General features: G+C 70.9%; 13 protein-coding genes. 1 reads left to right on the top strand and 12 read right to left on the bottom strand.

Going from position 1 to position 16,859, the window contains the following annotated elements; all coding sequences use genetic code 11:
- Position 1 precedes the first annotated feature (1 nt).
- The 8 genes from alaS to KV100_RS18575 form a co-directional block, all read right to left on the bottom strand.
- Positions 2–2,668, bottom strand: coding sequence for an alanine--tRNA ligase (alaS, locus tag KV100_RS18610; RefSeq protein WP_220344616.1), 2,667 nt, complete (start codon positions 2,666–2,668; stop codon positions 2–4).
- Positions 2,669–2,683: 15 nt separating this feature from the next.
- On the bottom strand, positions 2,684–2,989 hold the full coding sequence (locus KV100_RS18605; protein WP_220344615.1) for a DUF6167 family protein: 306 nt from the start codon (positions 2,987–2,989) through the stop codon (positions 2,684–2,686).
- Complete coding sequence (locus KV100_RS18600) at positions 2,986–3,570, bottom strand: hypothetical protein (RefSeq protein ID WP_220344614.1); 585 nt, start codon at positions 3,568–3,570, stop codon at positions 2,986–2,988. Before KV100_RS18600 ends, KV100_RS18605 begins: the two co-directional genes overlap by 4 nt.
- 49 nt (positions 3,571–3,619) lie before the next feature.
- Entirely contained in the window at positions 3,620–4,999 is a 1,380-nt protein-coding gene (locus KV100_RS18595) for a replication-associated recombination protein A (RefSeq protein ID WP_220344613.1), read from the bottom strand.
- Between the two features lie 46 nt (positions 5,000–5,045).
- On the bottom strand, positions 5,046–6,866 hold the full coding sequence (locus KV100_RS18590; protein WP_220344612.1) for an ABC transporter substrate-binding protein: 1,821 nt from the start codon (positions 6,864–6,866) through the stop codon (positions 5,046–5,048).
- Positions 6,867–6,965: 99 nt separating this feature from the next.
- Positions 6,966–8,732 carry an aspartate--tRNA ligase gene (gene aspS, locus KV100_RS18585; protein ID WP_220344611.1) on the bottom strand — a complete coding sequence of 589 codons (1,767 nt, stop codon included), beginning with the start codon at positions 8,730–8,732 and terminating at the stop codon, positions 6,966–6,968.
- A complete protein-coding gene (gene hisS / locus KV100_RS18580) occupies positions 8,729–10,102 on the bottom strand; it encodes a histidine--tRNA ligase (protein ID WP_220344608.1) in 1,374 nt (457 codons plus the stop codon). Before hisS ends, aspS begins: the two co-directional genes overlap by 4 nt.
- 2 nt (positions 10,103–10,104) lie before the next feature.
- Entirely contained in the window at positions 10,105–10,827 is a 723-nt protein-coding gene (locus tag KV100_RS18575) for an MBL fold metallo-hydrolase (protein ID WP_220344606.1), read from the bottom strand.
- A 143-nt stretch (positions 10,828–10,970) separates the two neighbouring features.
- Here KV100_RS18575 and KV100_RS18570 point away from each other — a divergent pair, with 143 nt between their 5' ends.
- Positions 10,971–12,215 (top strand): DUF349 domain-containing protein, encoded by a 1,245-nt coding sequence (locus KV100_RS18570; RefSeq protein WP_220344604.1) that lies wholly within the window; start codon positions 10,971–10,973, stop codon positions 12,213–12,215.
- Between the two features lie 103 nt (positions 12,216–12,318).
- On the opposite strand, the gene KV100_RS18565 is transcribed toward KV100_RS18570, so the two are convergent.
- The 4 genes from KV100_RS18565 to ruvB all read right to left on the bottom strand — a co-directional run bounded on the left by KV100_RS18565 (position 12,319) and on the right by ruvB (position 16,856).
- Positions 12,319–14,649: a bifunctional (p)ppGpp synthetase/guanosine-3',5'-bis(diphosphate) 3'-pyrophosphohydrolase gene (locus tag KV100_RS18565; protein WP_220344602.1), complete on the bottom strand. Its 2,331-nt coding sequence runs from the start codon at positions 14,647–14,649 to the stop codon at positions 12,319–12,321.
- Positions 14,650–14,845: 196 nt separating this feature from the next.
- Positions 14,846–15,385, bottom strand: a complete 540-nt coding sequence (locus KV100_RS18560; protein WP_220344599.1) for an adenine phosphoribosyltransferase — start codon at positions 15,383–15,385, stop codon at positions 14,846–14,848.
- The gene (gene yajC / locus KV100_RS18555) at positions 15,385–15,714 is read right to left on the bottom strand and encodes a preprotein translocase subunit YajC (protein ID WP_220344597.1); all 330 of its coding nucleotides are present in this window, start codon (positions 15,712–15,714) and stop codon (positions 15,385–15,387) included. The genes KV100_RS18560 and yajC overlap by 1 nt, the downstream gene beginning before the upstream one ends.
- Before the next feature lie 65 nt (positions 15,715–15,779).
- The gene (gene ruvB, locus KV100_RS18550) at positions 15,780–16,856 is read right to left on the bottom strand and encodes a Holliday junction branch migration DNA helicase RuvB (RefSeq protein WP_220344752.1); all 1,077 of its coding nucleotides are present in this window, start codon (positions 16,854–16,856) and stop codon (positions 15,780–15,782) included.
- Between the last annotated feature and the right edge of the window lie 3 nt (positions 16,857–16,859).

Below are 16,859 nucleotides of genomic sequence, written 5' to 3'. Positions count from 1 at the left end.
GTCAGACCGCGTCCTGGATCGCGCGGCGAACCGCCTCGAGCGCAGCCGGTGCCGCACCGACCTCGGTGCCGCCACCTTGCGCCACGTCGGCCTTGCCGCCGCCACGTCCGCCGAGGGCGTCCATCGCCGGCTTGATGAGGGTGCCGGCAGCGAGACCCGCGGCGCGCCCGGCATCGTTGACCGCGACGACGCAGGCCGCCTTGCCGTCCGCCGTGCCGATCACCGTGACCACCGACGGCCGCGCGGGGTCGAGACGCCCACGAACGTCGAGCGCGAGTGTCCGTGCGTCCTTGGCGGCGAGCCCGTCGGCGACGTGGCCGACGTACGCGACGCCACCGACGTCCGCCGCGCCCGCGGCGAGGTCGGAGACCGACGACAGGAGCTGCGCCGAGCGGAGCTTCTCGACCTCCTTCTCGACCGCGCGGAGTCGCCCGACGAGGTCGGCGACCCGTCCCGGCACGTCCGCGCGCTGCACCTTGAGCAGGTCGCTGACCTGGGCGACGAGATCTCGCTCACGGGCCAGGTACGAGAAGCCCTCGAGCCCGACGACAGCCTCGACGCGTCGGTTGCCCGCGCCGACCGACGAGTCCGACGTGAGCACGATCGTCCCGATCTGCGACGACCGTGAGACGTGGGTGCCACCGCACAGCTCGCGCGACCACGGCCCGCCGATCTCGACGACCCGCACGTCCTCGCCGTAGGTCTCGCCGAACAGCGCCAGCGCGCCGATCTCCTTCGCCCGCGCGAGCGACATGGTCGCGGCGCTCACGGGCAGGTCCTCGCGGAGCGCGACGTTGGCGGCCTGCTCGACGTCGTGCAGCTGCTCCGGCGACAGCGCGCTGGACCAGCCGAAGTCGAGCCGGAGGTAGCCCGGCCGGTTGTACGAGCCGCTCTGGAGCGCGGTGGGGCCGAGCACCTCGCGCAGAGCGGCGTGGACCACATGGGTGCCCGAGTGTGCCTGGCACGCACCGACACGCCACTGCGGGTCCACGTCGGCCTGCAACGACGTGCCCTCGGTCAGCTCTCCCTCGAGGACCCGCACCTGGTGGACGACCAGACCGCGCACCGGGCGCTGAACGTCGAGGACCTCCGCTCGACCGCCGTCCCACACGAGCACGCCCGCATCCGCGCTCTGCCCGCCGGACTCGGCATAGAAGGGGGTCCGGTCGAGCACGACCTCGGCGACCTGGGACTCCCCCACGGCCTGCGTGCGTCCGGCCTCCTGGATCAGCGAGCGCACCGACGACTCGGTGCTCAGCGTCTCGTACGCCAGCCACTCCGTCGGACCGGACGCACTGAGGGCGTCACGGTAGATCGTGGTGTCGGCGTGCTGGCCCTTCTTGGACTTCGCGTCCGCCTTCGCACGTGCTCGCTGCTCGGACATCAGGGCCCGGAAGCCTGCCTCGTCGACCGCCAGCCCTTGCTCGGCGGCCATCTCGAGCGTGAGATCGATCGGGAAGCCGTACGTGTCGTGCAGCTGGAACGCCTTGTCGCCGCCGAGGGTGGAGGCACCCTCCTGCTTGACGGTGTCCGCCGCGAGGTCGAAGATCTGCGTGCCCTTGGCCAGGGTCTGGCGGAACGCGTCCTCCTCCGCGTACGCGATCTGCGAGATGCGCGCGAAGTCGGAGGCGATCTCCGGGTACGCCCGAGACATCTGGTCGCGGCTGACCGGCAGCAGCTCGGGCAGCGCCGGGTCGTCGTAGCCGAGGAGCCGCATCGAGCGCACCGCGCGACGGAGCAGACGGCGCAGCACGTAGCCGCGCCCTTCGTTGCCCGGCGTGACGCCGTCGCCGATGAGCATGAGCCCGCTGCGGACGTGGTCGGCGATCACGCGGAAGCGGACGTCGTCACCAGCGTCAGCGCCGTAGCGACGACCGGAGAGGGCCGAGGCCCGCTCGATCACCGGGAAGACCTGATCGATCTCGTACATGTTCTGCTTGCCCTGCAGCAGGTACGCCACCCGCTCGAGCCCCATGCCGGTGTCGATGTTCTTGCGGGGCAACGGCCCGACCACGTCGAAGTCGGCCTTGCTCCGGACCTGGCTGAGCTCCTCCTGCATGAACACGAGGTTCCAGATCTCGAGGAAGCGGTCCTCGTCGACGACCGGGCCACCGTCCGGACCGTACTCAGGCCCACGGTCGATGTAGATCTCCGAGCACGGACCGCCCGGTCCGGGGACGCCCATGTGCCAGTAGTTGTCCTCCAGCCCGCGGTCCTGGATGCGCTCGTCCGGCAGCCCGGCGACCCGCCGCCACGCCTCTCGCGCCTCGGTGTCGCTCGGCAGCACCGTCACCCAGATCTTGTCAGGGTCGAACCCCAGCCCGCCCTCGGCGACCGACCCGGTGACCAGGGTCCAGGCCAGCTCGATGGCGCCTTCCTTGAAGTAGTCGCCGAACGAGAAGTTGCCGTTCATCTGGAAGAACGTGCCGTGCCGGGTGGTCTTGCCCACCTCCTCGATGTCCTGAGTGCGGACGCACTTCTGGACGCTCGTGGCGCGGGCGAACGGCGGGGTCTCCTGACCGAGGAAGTACGGCTTGAACGGCACCATGCCCGCGTTGACGAACAGCAGGTTGGGGTCGTCCAGGATCAGGGACGCCGACGGCACCACCGTGTGCCCGGACTTCTCGAAGTGTTCGAGGAACCGGCGGCGGATCTCGGCTGTTTCCATGGAGGGTGGCTGTCCTTACTCGTCGTACGGGGAGAGCGGAAGTGGAGCGTGCGGGGCCGCAGGCGGGGCGGCACCGAGGCTACGCCGGTCGTCCGCGGCCGGGGACGGGGCCGGGAGCCCGAGCTGGGCGGCGATCTCGGCCTCGCGGTGGGCCATGCCGGTGCGGAGCTCCTCGGCGAACGCCTGGGCGCCGAGCTGCCAGGCGGCGATCTGGTCGGTGACGCCTGCGGGGGTGAGCCGGTAGGCCAGGCGTCGAGCCTTGACGCTCCCGTACACGCCCGCGGTCGTGCCCGCGACGAACCACAGCACGCGGCCCTTCATCGTGTGCCCTCCTGCTCGGTCGTCGGGGGTGAGCCACCGATCCACGACGTCGTGCCCGTGTCGTCGTGGGAGACCGGGACCGACCGTGCCGCCATCCGTGCGGCACGCCGCCTGAGCTTGCGGCGACGGCGGAACTCGCGACGGACGATCCCTCGGATCCGGTCCCTGCTCTCGGGCCGCAACGCGTACATCAGTCCGTGGCTGAGCACGGCGCCGCGGACCAACGGACGTCCCATGGTAGCCGCCACCAGCTGCTCTCCCGAAGGAAGGACGATGACAGTCCCGTCCTGGGTGACCACGGCGTGCTCGTGCGGGAGGACCTGACGCGCACGTCCGTCGGTGCGTTCGAGCGGAACCGGGGCGTAGACGACCTCCCCCGTCCCGTGCTGCGCCGTCGTCGCGTGCGGCGTCTCTGCCGGCAGACGCCGATCGACGTCGTGCGGCAGGTCACCGGCGCGCTCCTGGAGGCCCCGTACCTCTCGTCGTAGCCGCCGCAGCGCGCGGAAGGCCATCAGCGCGGCAGCGAGAGCGAGGATCGCGACGCCGCACGCGAGCACGGTGACCCAGGACTCGTTCGGCATGAGCCGACCCTACCGATCGACGTCGAGCCCTTACCGATCGACGGCGCTCTCAGCCGCCACCGCGGGCACGGGGGTCGCGCAGGATCTCTCGGAGCCGGGCCACGCGCTCGGCGTACGCCGCCTCCTGCCCGCGCCCGGTCGGGCGGTAGTAGTCCTGCCCGTCGATCTCGTCCGGGGCGTACTGCTGGGCCGACACGCCGCGCGGGTCGTCGTGCGCGTACTTGTAGTCGTGGCCGTGCCCCAACTTCTTGGCGCCGGCGTAGTGGGCGTCGCGCAGCGCCGGGGGGACCGCACCAGCCTTGCCCGCGCGTACGTCGGCGGTCGCGGCCGCGATCGCCTTGTAGGCGGCGTTGGACTTGGGGGCGAGGGCGAGCGTGATCACGACCTGCGACAACGTCAGGGCGGCCTCGGGGAAGCCGATCATCGCGACGGCCTGCGCTCCCGCGACCGCGGTCTGGAGGGCGACCGGGTCGGCGAGGCCGATGTCCTCGCTGGCAAGGATCATCAGCCGGCGAGCGAGGAACTTCGGGTCCTCCCCCGCCTCGACCATCCGCGCCAGGTAGTGCAGCGACGCGTCGACGTCGGACCCACGGATCGACTTGATGAGCGCGCTCGTCACGTCGTAGTGCTGGTCGCCCTGGCGGTCGTAGCGCACCGCCGCCCGGTCGACCGCGCTCGCGGCGTCCTCGACGGTGATGTGCTCCCGCTCCTGAGACGCCGCGGCACCGGCCGCCGCCTCGAGATAGGTGAGGGCACGGCGCGCGTCGCCGCCTGCCAGCCGGACGATGTGGTCACGCGCCTCGTCGTCGAGGCTGACCGTGCCGCCGAGCCCTCGCTCGTCGAGCACCGCCCGCTCGACGAGGGTCGCGACGTCGTCGTCGGTGAGCGGCTCGAGCGTCAGGAGCAGCGACCGCGACAGCAGCGGCGAGATCACGGAGAAGTGCGGGTTCTCCGTGGTCGCGGCGATCAGCGACACCCAGCGGTTCTCGACCCCGGGCAGCAGGGCGTCCTGCTGAGCCTTGGAGAAGCGGTGGACCTCGTCGACGAACAGGACCGTCTCCCGACCGCCCTGGGAGAGCTGTCGCCGCGCCGACGCGAGCGTCTCACGGACCTCCTTGACCCCGGCGGAGACCGCTGACACCTCGACGAAGCGCCGGTTGGTCTGATGACTCACCAGCGAGGCGAGCGTCGTCTTGCCGGTGCCCGGAGGTCCCCACAGGATCAGCGACATCGACTGGTCGCCGTGGATCATGCGCCGAAGCGGCGACCCAGGGCCGAGCAGCGACTCCTGGCCGACCAGCTCGTCGAGGGTGCGCGGGCGCATCCGCACCGCGAGCGGCGCGGCGCGGTGCTGCGCATCGCTCAGGCTGCCGCCACCCGACGCAGGCGGAGCGACGTCGGGGACGTCGAACAGGGCGTCGGAGTCCATCGCACCAGCGTACGCGGCGCCTCAGGTGCCCTGGTCGACGTACGACTCAGTTGCCCTGGTCCACGTACAGGTCCGCGAAGATCGGCATGCCGAGCATCTCGTTGACCGACATGCCCCCGACCCTGCTCCCCCGCGCGAGAGCCACTCCGCGGTGGCCGAGCACCACCGCCGGGTAGTAGCGCGTGCCGATCCGCTCGTCGAGCGCACCCCACGCCCTGGCCGCGGCCGCGGCGGTGAGGGTGCCGAGGATCCGGTCGATCTCGCGCTGGACGCCTGGCTCAGTCAGCATCGACGGGTTGGGCCGACCAGGGCCGCCGACCGGGGCGGTCTCCCACTGCGCAGGGAACCACGACGAACCCGTCGGCCAGTCGGAGCACCGAGCCGCATCGACCACGTCGTGCGGGCCGTCGGGGTCGAGCTGAACGGTGCGGAGACGATCGGCGGTGGTCGCGATCGGTCGTGGATCGAAGCCTGCACGGCGCAGCGAGGTGACCACGACGTCCTTGACGGCGACCTTCTCCGGGACGTCGCTGGCGTAGTACCACCGGACCCGCGACCCGAGGGCATCGGCACGCGTCAGGAGACGCCGTGCCTCGGCGACGTCCGTACGACGCCCGCCGTTGCCCAGCGGGTCGTACGAGCGGTGTCCTGTGGTCCCCGGCGGGAGGATCGTCGTGCCCGGGAGCCGGGTCGCCCCGACGGTCTCTCGGCCGGCCCGCCACGCCGCCTCGTACGGGTAGGCCCAGCCGAGTGCACGTCGCACGCGCAGGTCGGGGATCCGGCGGGTGTCGACGTGCCACAGGTAGGTGCAGGGCGACGCCGCCACAGCGACCCGCGAGGGGGCGCGTTCGCGCATCGCGACCAGGCCCTCGGGGCCGAGGGAGTCGTAGCTCAACGCGCGCTGGGCGTCACCGTCGTTCTCGAGCAGCAGCTCGTCGATGCGGTCGGGGGCCTGTCCCCAGAGGAACGTCCAGCCGTCGGCGTACTGGTGGCGTCCCGGATCGGTCGCCGGGTCCCACTGCGCGTTGCGGACGAGGACGAGGGTGGTGCCGCGACGCAGGCTCGCCACCCGGTAGGGGCCGGTGGAGACCAGCCGGTCGCCGTACGCCGCCGGGCGGGCGTCGGCGGCGCGGGGCACCGGCGAGAACTGTGGCAGGGCGACGACGTAGGGCATCTCGGCGACCGGCCGCCGGAGGCGGAAGGTGATCGTCCGTCCGCGCACCTCGACGCCGCGGAAGGCTGCGCCGGCGTACCACCCGCGGGCGTACCCGGGACGGCGACGCAGCTCGGCCGCGGACGCGTACGGCCCTTGATAGCGGTCCCCGTCACGGAAGAACGCACGGAGGTACGACGGAGCGCCGGGCAGCACGTCGGCGGCGAAGGCACGCTGGAGGCCGTACGCCACGTCCTGCGCGGTCACGGCGGTGCCGTTCTCGAAGCGGACGCCCGACCGCAGCGTGAACGTCCAGGCGGTGCGGTCGTCGTTGGCCACGCCGAGGTCGGTCGCGAGATCGGGGACGAGCTCCATCCGGCCCGTGACGGGGTTGCGGCGGAGCTGCGTCAGCGAGCGGGTCAGCAGCCCCGACAGGATGCCCCGGGTGTCGACGAACGACGATCGCGCTGGATCGAGCGACTCGGGCACCGTGGAGCTGAGGACCGTCAGCAGTCCGCCGCGCGTCGCTCCCGGGACCTCGGCGGCGGGCGCGGCGGCGTCCGGGGCCGTGGCGCTGCCCGCACGGCCCGCTGCCACCTGGTCCGGCGTCTCCGTGGTCGCCGCGGGACCCGCCGGCCGGTCAGGCGAGGTGCAGGCGCCGAGCAGCACGCCGACGCAGAGCACCGCGAGAACCTGCCTCAGCCCGCGTCTCACGAGCACTCCTCCGTCCCGGGGCCCCGTGGGCGGGACACGCTCCCACGACCCTAGGGGAGCCCACCGACACGCGGCGACTACACCGCGGTCACGGTTTCGTCAGCCATCGGTACCCGGCGGTGGCGCGTCGATGCCGGCCTCCTTGCGCTGCTGCGCCGTGATCGGCGCGGGCGCGCCGGTCAGCGGATCGCCGCCGGAGGCCGTCTTCGGGAAGGCGATCACGTCGCGGATGGTCTCCGCGCCGGTCAGCAGCGCGACCACGCGGTCGATCCCGAGGGCGATGCCGCCGTGCGGCGGCGGGCCGTACTGGAAGGCCTCGAGGAGGAAGCCGAACTGGCCCTGCGCCTGCTCCTCGGTCAGTCCGAGCACGTCGAAGACACGCTTCTGCATCTCCGAGCGGTGGATACGGATCGACCCGCCACCGAGCTCGCTGCCGTTGAGCGTGATGTCGTACGCCTGGCTCAGCGCCGAGTCGGGATCGGTGTCGAAGGTGTCGGCGAACTCCGGCGCCGGGGCGGTGAACGGGTGGTGGATCGACGTCCACGCGTCGTGGCCGTCCTCCCCCACGTACTCGAACATCGGGGCCTGGTTGACCCAGAGGAACTCCCACCGGTCGTGGTCGATGAGGCCGCAACGCTCACCGATCTCCACGCGCACCGCCGCCAGCAGCGCCTTGGCGGCGTTGTACTGGTCGGCGGCGAAGAAGATGCAGTCACCCGGCTTGGCTCCGGCGTGCGCGACCAGACCCTCGCGCTCGGACTCCGAGAGGTTCTTGGCGACCGGACCGCCGAGGGTCCCGTCCTCCTGGACGAGCACATACGCAAGCCCCTTCGCGCCGCGCGCCTTCGCGAACTCCTGCCAGGCGTCGAGCGTGCGTCGGGGCTGGTCGGCGCCGCCGGGCATCACGACCGCGCCGACGTGCCAGTGACGGCCCTTCGGAGCGAAGACGCGGAACGGTGTGTCCTTGAAGTAGTCGGTGAAGTCGACCAGCTCGCACCCGAACCGCATGTCGGGGCGGTCGATGCCGAACCGTGCCACCGCCTCGCGGAAGGACATCCGCGGGATCGGCAGCGGGATCTCGTAGCCGAGGATCTCGCGCCAGATGCGCACGAGGATCTCCTCGGTGAGCGCGTAGACGTCCTCCTCCTCGAGGAAGCTCATCTCGACGTCGAGCTGGGTGAACTCGGGCTGCCGGTCGGCGCGGCTGTCCTCGTCGCGGAAGCACCGTGCGATCTGGTAGTACCGCTCCATGCCGGCGACCATCAGCAGCTGCTTGAACAGCTGCGGCGACTGCGGCAGGGCGTACCAGGTGCCCGGACGCGTCCGGGCCGGCACCAGGAAGTCGCGAGCGCCCTCCGGCGTCGACGCCGTGAGGTTGGGCGTCTCGAACTCGAGGAAGCCCTGCTCGGCCATCACCTCGCGGATGATCCGGGTGACGGCGGCGCGGGTGCGCAGGTTCTTGGCCATCTCGGCACGGCGCAGGTCGAGGTAGCGGTACTTGAGGCGCACCTCCTCGCCGACGGGGCTGGCGTGGAACTCCTCGACCGGGAACGGCAGCGGCGCCGACTCGCTGAGGATCTCCACGGAGTCCGCGATGACCTCGATCTGACCTGTCGGGAGGTTCGGGTTGTCGTTGCCCTCGGGCCGGCGCTCAACGGTGCCCACGACCTTGAGGCAGAACTCGCTGCGCAGGGGCCGGGCCACCTCCTCGTCCCTGATCACGACCTGCGCCACACCCGAGGCGTCGCGCAGATCGATGAACGCCACGCCTCCGTGGTCACGGCGGCGGGCCACCCAGCCGGCCAGCGTGACGCGGGTCCCTGCGTCGGTGGCGCGGAGGCTGCCTGCCTCGTGGGTGCGGATCACGATGTTGCTCCTCGGGTGTCGTTCGTGGGGGTCGGGGCGTTCGGGGTGACGACGGCGGGCCGCAGGTCGTCGGCGGGTGGGGTCCAGACGTCCGGATCGGCGTCGGCCTGGTCTCCGCTGCGGATGTCCTTGACCTGGTCGGCACCGTCGCCGGTCGCCGGGAACCAGACGTACGGGATGCCCCGACGCTCGGCGTACCGGATCTGCTTGCCGAACTTCTGCGGAGCGGCGGCGACCTCCGTCGGGACACCGCGTGCCCGCAGGCGCTGCGCGATCGCGTTGCTCAGCGGACGTGACTCCTCGTCGACGAGCGCGACGAGGACAGCGGAGGGGACGGCACGCGACGTCGTCAGGTGCCCTCGGGAGATCAGCGGGACGAGCAGGCGGGTCACGCCCAGCGAGATGCCGACGCCCGGATAGACGTTGCGGCCGTCGTCGGCCAGCTTCTCGTAGCGTCCGCCGGAACAGATCGACCCGAGGCTCTCGAAGCCTTCGAGCACCGTCTCGAACACCGAGCCCGTGTAGTAGTCGAGGCCGCGCGCGATGCGGAGGTCGGCAGTCACCGTGACACCGTCGAGCTCGACGGCTGCGAGTGCCTCGACCAGCTGGGCGAGCTCCTGCAGGCCCTCGTCGAGCAGCGGGTCGTCGACCCCGAGCGCGCGGACCTGGTCCACGAACGACGCGTCGGAGGTCCGGATGCCGGCGAGCGCCAGGCACTTGCCGGCCTGCTCCTCGTCGAGGTCCTCCTTGGCGAGGAGGTCACGCACGCCGTCCGCCGGGAGCTTGTCGATCTTGTCCATGACCCGCATGACGGCAGCAGGGTCGGCCGCGCCGAGCCCGCGGTAGAAGCCCTCGAGGAGCTTGCGGTTGTTGACCTGGATCCGCAGCGGCGGGACCGGCAGACCAGACAGCGCCTCGGCCATCACGGTCGCGATCTCGACGTCGAAGTGGAACGGGAGCTCGTCCTTGGCCACCACGTCGATGTCGGCCTGGGTGAACTCCCGGAACCGCCCTTCCTGGGGCCGCTCGCCTCGCCAGACCTTCTGGATCTGGTAGCGCCGGAACGGGAACTCCAACTTTCCGGCGTGCTCGAGGACGTACCGCGCGAACGGCACGGTGAGGTCGAAGTGCAGGCCGATCCCGGCGTCGCCCTCCCCCTCGGCCGCCTGGAGGCGCCGCAGGACGTAGACCTCCTTGTCGATCTCACCCTTGCGGAGCAGCTGGTCCATCGGCTCGACGGCGCGAGTCTCCACGGGCGCGAAGCCGTGGAGCTCGAACGTACGACGCAGGTGGTCGAGGACGTGCTGCTCGGCGAAGCGGTCGGCAGGCAGCAGCTCGGGGAACCCCGACAGGGGTGTGGGGCGTGCCATCGTCAGGCGTCCTCTCGTCCGGACGCAGACGGCGAGCCGACGTACTGCTGCACGAACGGGTTGGTCGCGCGCTCGCGGCCCACCGAGCTCTGGGTGCCGTGCCCGGGCAGGACCGCCACGTCGTCGGGCAGCTCCATGAAGCGCCGCAGGCTGGCCACCATCTCGTCCATGTCGCCGCCGACGAGGTCCGTGCGTCCGATCGAGCCGGCGAAGAGGAAGTCGCCGGTGAACGCGACCTGGGAGACGGGCTCGTCGCCGGTGTGGTCGACCCGGTAGACGACCGTGCCCGGAGTGTGACCGGGGAGGTGGTCGACGGTGAAGCTCAGGCCTGCGGCCTCGATCACCGCGCCGTCGGTCGCGTCACGCACGTCGGCGGGCTCACGGAACTCCGGAGCGTCGTCCAGGCCGAACTGCGTACGGAGCATCGCCGCGGACTCCCCCGAGATCGCGGCCATCGGGTCGGCCAGGAGGTGCCGGTCGGCCGGGTGGACGTAGACCGGCACGCCGTATTCCTCCGCGACATCGGCGACCTGCCACATGTGGTCGAAGTGGCCGTGCGTGACGAGGACGGCGACGGGCGTGAGGTTCTGCTCGGAGACGACCGTACGGATGCCCGTGAGGGACTCCATCCCGGGGTCGACGATCACGCACTCCGTACCGGGTCCGCGACCCACGAAGTAGCAGTTGGCCGCCAGCGGGCCGGCGGGAAAAGCGGCGATCAGCACACGGAACAGCGTACGCGAGCGCCCGTGGCGGCGGCGACTCGCTTCGTCGCGACGAGCGCCGCGCTCGCCAAACGGACGGACAGGAGCACCATCGGCCCGTCATCCTTCTAGACTGTGCCCGACACAACGGACAAGGTGGATACGTGAGCGAGAACCTCTCGAACCCTTCTGAGGCCTGGGGCCGCATCGACGACCAGGGGACGGTGTACGTCCGGACCCGGGACGGCGAGCGCGTCGTCGGGCAGTGGCCGGACGGCGACCCGGCCGAGGCCATGGCCCTCTTCACCCGCCGCTACGAAGGGCTCGCGGTCGAGGTGGAGCTCCTCGAGAAGCGGATCGCCTCCGACAGCCTGTCGCCGGAGGACGCCAAGCGTGCCGTCGACCAGGTCCGTACGGCCGTCGACAACGCGGCCGCCGTCGGAGACCTCGACGCCCTGAAGGACCGGCTCGACGCGCTCGGCCCGCTGATCGAGGCCCAGCGTGAGCGCCGAAAGGCCGCCCGCGCGGAGCGAGCCGCCGAAGCGCAGGTCCAGAAGGAGGAGATCGCGCGCACCGCCGAGGAGATCGCCGTCAGCGACGACTGGCGACGGGGCGCCGACCGTCTGCGCGAGATGCTCGAGCAGTGGAAGTCGCTCCCCCGGCTCGACAAGGCCGTCGACGACGAGCTGTGGCACCGGTTCTCCACCGCCCGTACGGCCTACACCCGCCGCCGCAAGGCGCACTTCGCGGAACAGAACGAGCGGCGTGGTCAGGCCCAGCAGATCAAGGAGCGCCTCACCCTGGAGGCCGAGGCGCTCGCCGACTCCACCGACTGGGGACCGACCGCCGGCAAGTTCCGTGACCTCATGGCGCAGTGGAAGGCCGCCGGCCCGGCGCCGCGCGGGATCGACGACCGCTTGTGGAAGAGGTTCCGCGGCGCTCAGGACACGTTCTTCGGCGCGCGCGACGAGGCCAACTCGCGCCTCGACGAGGAGTACGCCGCCAACGCCGAGGTCAAGCTGGAGATCCTCGCCGAGGCCGAGGCACTCCTGCCCATCGAGGACCTGGACGCTGCTCGTGCCGCATGGCGCGGCATCGCCGACCGCTGGGAGGCCGCCGGCAAGGTGCCGCGTGGGCAGATGAAGGAGCTCGAAGGCCGTCTGCGCGCGGTCGAGAAGGCGATCGCCTCCGCCGCCGACGAGGAGTGGCGCCGGAGCAACCCGGAGACGCGTGCTCGTGTCGACGACACGGTGAGCAAGCTTGAGAAGTCCGTGGCCGACATCGAGGCCCAGCTGGAGTCGGCCAAGACATCGGGCAACGACCGCAAGATCCGCGAGCTGCAGGATGCGCTCGAGGCCCGGCAGGCGTGGCTGGACCAGGCACGCAAGTCCGCGGCCGAGCTCACCTGACCCGTCCGTGCTCGCGGGTCGCCGACGGTGACCCGCGAGCGCCAGACGGTGACCCGCGAGGCTCAGACGGTGACCCGCGAGCGCCAGACGGTGACCCGCGAGGCTACTGGTTGACGCGGTAGACGTCGAAGACGCCCTCGACCGTGCGTACGGCCTTGAGGACGTGACCGAGGTGCGCCGGGTCCCCCATCTCGAAGGTGAAGGTCGACTTCGCCACGCGGTCGCGCCCGGTCGACAGCGACGCCGACAGGATGTTGACGTGCTGGTCGGAGAGCACACGCGTCAGGTCCGACAGCAGCCGCGCCCGGTCGAGCGCCTCCACCTGGATCGCGACCAGGAACATGCTCGACGCGCTGGGCGCCCACTCGACGTCGACGAGCCGCTCCTGCTCCTTGAGCAGGCTCGTGGCGTTGGTGCACGACCGCCGGTGGACCGAGACCCCCTGGGTGCGGGTCACGAAGCCGATGATGTCGTCGCCCGGCACCGGGGTGCAACAGCGCGCCAGCTTGATCGCCACCGAGCCGTCCATGCCCTTGACCAGGACACCCGGGTCGCCACGGCGCACACGGCGACGGCGCGTGGACTCGTCGGGGACCAGCACCGCCTCGGCGAGATCCTCGGTCGCACCCTCCTCGCCGCCGAGGAACGCGAGCACCCGCTCGACGACGTTCTGCGGGCTCACGCGTCCCTCGCCCAGCGCCGCGTAGAGCGAGGTCACGTCCGACAGGTGCAGATCCTTGGCCACCGTCGCCAACGTCTCGTGCTTCAGGAGACGCTGCAGCGGCAGGCCCTCCTTGCGCATCTGCCGCGTCAGGGCGTCCTTGCCGCGTTCGACCGCCTCGTCGCGCCGTTCCTTGGTGAACCACTGCTTGATCTTGTTGCGCGCCCGCGGGCTCTTGACGAAGTCCAGCCAGTCTCGGCTGGGTCCGGCGCCGGGTGCCTTGGACGTGAAGACCTCGACGACGTCGCCGTTCTCGAGCTTGGACTCGAGCGACACCAGGCGCCCGTTGACACGCGCACCGATGGTGGCGTGCCCGACCTCGGTGTGGACCGAGTAGGCGAAGTCGATCGGTGTGGCGCCGGCGGGCAGCCCGATCACGTCACCGGCAGGCGTATAGACGTAGACCTGGTCGGACAGGTCGAAGCGAAGGCTCTCGAGGAAGTCCTGCGACTCCTCGTTCTCCTGCTGCCACTCGAGGAGCTGGCGGATCCACCCGAGGTCGTCGGTCCCGTCGGCCTTGCCCGCGGGCGCGCCGGCGGCACCCTTGACCGCGCCGTCCTCCTTGTACTTCCAGTGGGCCGCGACGCCGTACTCGGCGCGCCGGTGCATCTGCCTGGTCCGGATCTGGAGCTCGACCGCGTTGCCCTGCGGACCGATGACGGTCGTGTGCAGCGACTGATACATGTTGAACTTCGGCATCGCGATGTAGTCCTTGAACCGGCCAGGCACAGGGTTCCAGCGCGAGTGGACGACGCCGAGCACCGCGTAGCAGTCGGTCAGCGAGTCGACGAGCACGCGGATGCCGACCAGGTCGTAGATGTCGGCGAAGTCGCGGCCGCGGACGATCATCTTCTGGTAGATCGAGTAGTAGTGCTTGGGTCGCCCCGTCACCGTCGCCTTGATCTTGGACCGCTTGAGGTCCTCGTTGACCTGGCTGATGACCGTCGACATGAAGTCCTCGCGCGACGGCGCGCGGTCGGCGACGAGGCGGACGATCTCGTCGTACACCTTCGGGTGCAGGGTCGCGAACGACAGGTCCTCGAGCTCCCACTTGATGGTGTTCATGCCGAGACGGTGCGCGAGCGGCGCATAGATCTCGATCGTCTCGCGGGCCTTGCGCTCCTGCTTGTCCTGCCGCAGGTAGCGCAGCGTACGCATGTTGTGGAGGCGGTCGGCCAGCTTGATGATGAGCACTCTGATGTCACGGCTCATCGCGACGATCATCTTGCGGATCGTCTCGGCCTCGGCGTTCTCGCCGTAACGGACCTTGTCGAGCTTGGTCACACCGTCGACGAGCTGTCCGACCTCCTCACCGAAGTCCTTGGTGAGCTGGTCGAGCGTGTAGGGCGTGTCCTCGACGGTGTCGTGAAGGAGCGCCGCGACGATCGTCGGCGGGGTCATACCCAGTTCGGCGAGGATCGTGGAGACCGCTAGCGGGTGCGTGATGTAGGGGTCGCCGCTCTTGCGCTTCTGACCGCGGTGCATCTTGGCCGCGATCCGGTAGGCACGGACGATCGCCGCGGTGTCGGCCTTGGGGTGGTTGGTGCGGACGATGCGCAGCAACGGGTCGAGAACGACCGGGTTGTCCGAGGACGACCGTCCACCACCGAGCCGGGCCAGACGGGAGCGAACCCGCGCGGGAGTCGGGACGGACTCCTTGCGGGGCTCAGACTCGGTACGAGCGCGATCGGCCACGTGCACCTCCCCTTCCATCGTAGGCCCGCCATCTTAGGGTGCCGGGACCAACGACATGGAAGGCGGTGACGCGAGCTGGGGATCAGCCGAAGAGGACACCGAACGCGGTGGCGCCGCCCGCGAGGACGAGGGCGATCACGACAACGATGGCGACCAGCTTGGTGCTCTCAGGGCTCACGCTGACAATCCTAACCGGCGGCTCGGCAGTGCCGGGTCAGTACGTCCGCAGGGCACCGAACCGCTCCGGGTCGAGCCGCGCCCGTCCGCCGAGCGGGCTGAGCTCCAGGACGACGACGTTGGCGGCGGCCTTGGCCCCGGCCTGCGCGATCACCGCGTCGACCGCGGCCATGGTGCCCCCGGTCGCGAGCACGTCGTCGACGACGAGCACGCGATCTCCGGGGGCGATGGCGTCGGTGTGGATCTCGACCGTCGCCGACCCGTACTCGAGGTCGTAGTCCTCGGCGTACGTCGTCGACGGCAGCTTGCCGGCCTTGCGTGCCGGGACGAACCCGGCGCCGAGGGCCACCGCGACCGGCGCCCCGAAGATGAAGCCGCGCGCCTCGATCCCGACGACCTTGTCGATGTCGGTCCCGGCGAGGTCTCTCCCCAGCGATGCCAGGGAGTCGACGGTGGTCCGGAAGCCCTCGGCGTCGGCCAGCAACGGCGTGACGTCACGAAACGTGATCCCCGTCTCCGGCCAGTCGGGGATGTCGCGGACCAGCGAGTCGAGCATCTCGTCGAGCCCGAGCGGCATCAGACCTTGCCGTCCTCATCCTCGATCGGACGGGTCTCGACGACCTCGTGGGTCGCGGTGCCGGCGTCGGTGCCGTCGATGATCTTGGCGACGACGTTGCGGTGCACCTCGATGTCGACACCGGGGGCGATCTCGAGCGTCATCGTCTCGTCGTCAAGAGCCTTCACCGTCCCGAAGACGCCGCTGGTGAGCATGACGCGAGAGCCGACGACCACGCGATCCTGCATGCTCAGGAACTCGCGGCGACGCTTGCCCTGCGGGCGGATGATGAAGAGATAGAAGATGGCGACGAGCAGGATGATCGGCAGCAGTGCTGCGAGGTCGTTCACGGGTGGCTCCAGCCAGGTCGGTGTCAGGGGGCTTCGTGGTGCGGGACGAGTCTAGCCGGAGCCCGTCAGTCCAACGGCAACGTGGGATCGGCGGTCGTCGTCGGTGGAGTCAGCCCGAGATGCCTCCACGCGGCCGCCGTCGCGACGCGTCCCCGGGGCGTGCGGGCCAGGAACCCCTGGCGTACGAGGAAGGGCTCGGCGACCTCCTCGACGGTCTCCCGCTCCTCGGCGACCGCGACGGCGAGGGTCGAGACACCGACCGGCCCGCCCCCGAAGCTGCGGCACAGCGCGTCCAGCACCGCACGGTCGAGACGGTCCAGGCCGATCTGGTCCACCTCGTAAAGATCCAGCGCGCGGTGGGCGATGTCGAGGTCGACGACCCCGCTCCCCCGGACCTCGGCGTAGTCGCGGACCCGGCGAAGGAGCCGGTTGGCGATCCGTGGCGTGCCGCGCGACCGCGACGCGATCTCGAAACCGCCCTTGGGTGTTGTCTGGACGCCGAGCAACGCCGCGGAACGGTCGACGATCCGGTGGAGCTCGGTGGCCTCGTAGTACTCCAGCTGCGCGGTGAACCCGAACCGGTCGCGCAGCGGTCCCGGCAGCAGACCGGCCCGCGTCGTCGCGCCGACGAGCGTGAACTGCGGGATCTGCAGCGGGATCGCCGTCGCTCCCGGACCCTTGCCGATCACGACGTCGACCCGGAAGTCCTCCATCGCCATGTAGAGGAGCTCCTCGGCGGGTCGTGACATCCGGTGGATCTCGTCGACGAACAGCACGTCGCCCTCGTTGATCCCCGACAGGATCGCGGCAAGGTCGCCGGCGTGCTGGATCGCGGGCCCGCTCGTGAGCCGCAGCGCCGTACCCAGCTCGGCGGCGATGATCATCGCCAGGGTGGTCTTGCCGAGCCCGGGAGGACCCGAGAGCAGGACGTGGTCGGGCGTACGACCGCGCGCCCGCGCCGCGGTCAGCATCAGCGCGAGCTGCTCGCGGACACGCTCCTGCCCGATCAGCTCGTCCAGCGACCGAGGGCGCAGAGCCGCCTCGTACGCCTGCTCGTCGGAGACGACGTCCGGGCCGACGAGCCGCGCTTCGAGCTCGGCCCGCTCGGCCGCCTCGAGCCGGCTGGTGTCCTGCTCCTCCATGCC

Source organism: Mumia sp. zg.B21 (assembly GCF_019550855.1).
GTDB lineage: Bacteria > Actinomycetota > Actinomycetes > Propionibacteriales > Nocardioidaceae > Mumia.
Note: the sequence above shows the minus strand (reverse complement) of the source record. Positions and strands in the feature narration are given on the sequence as shown.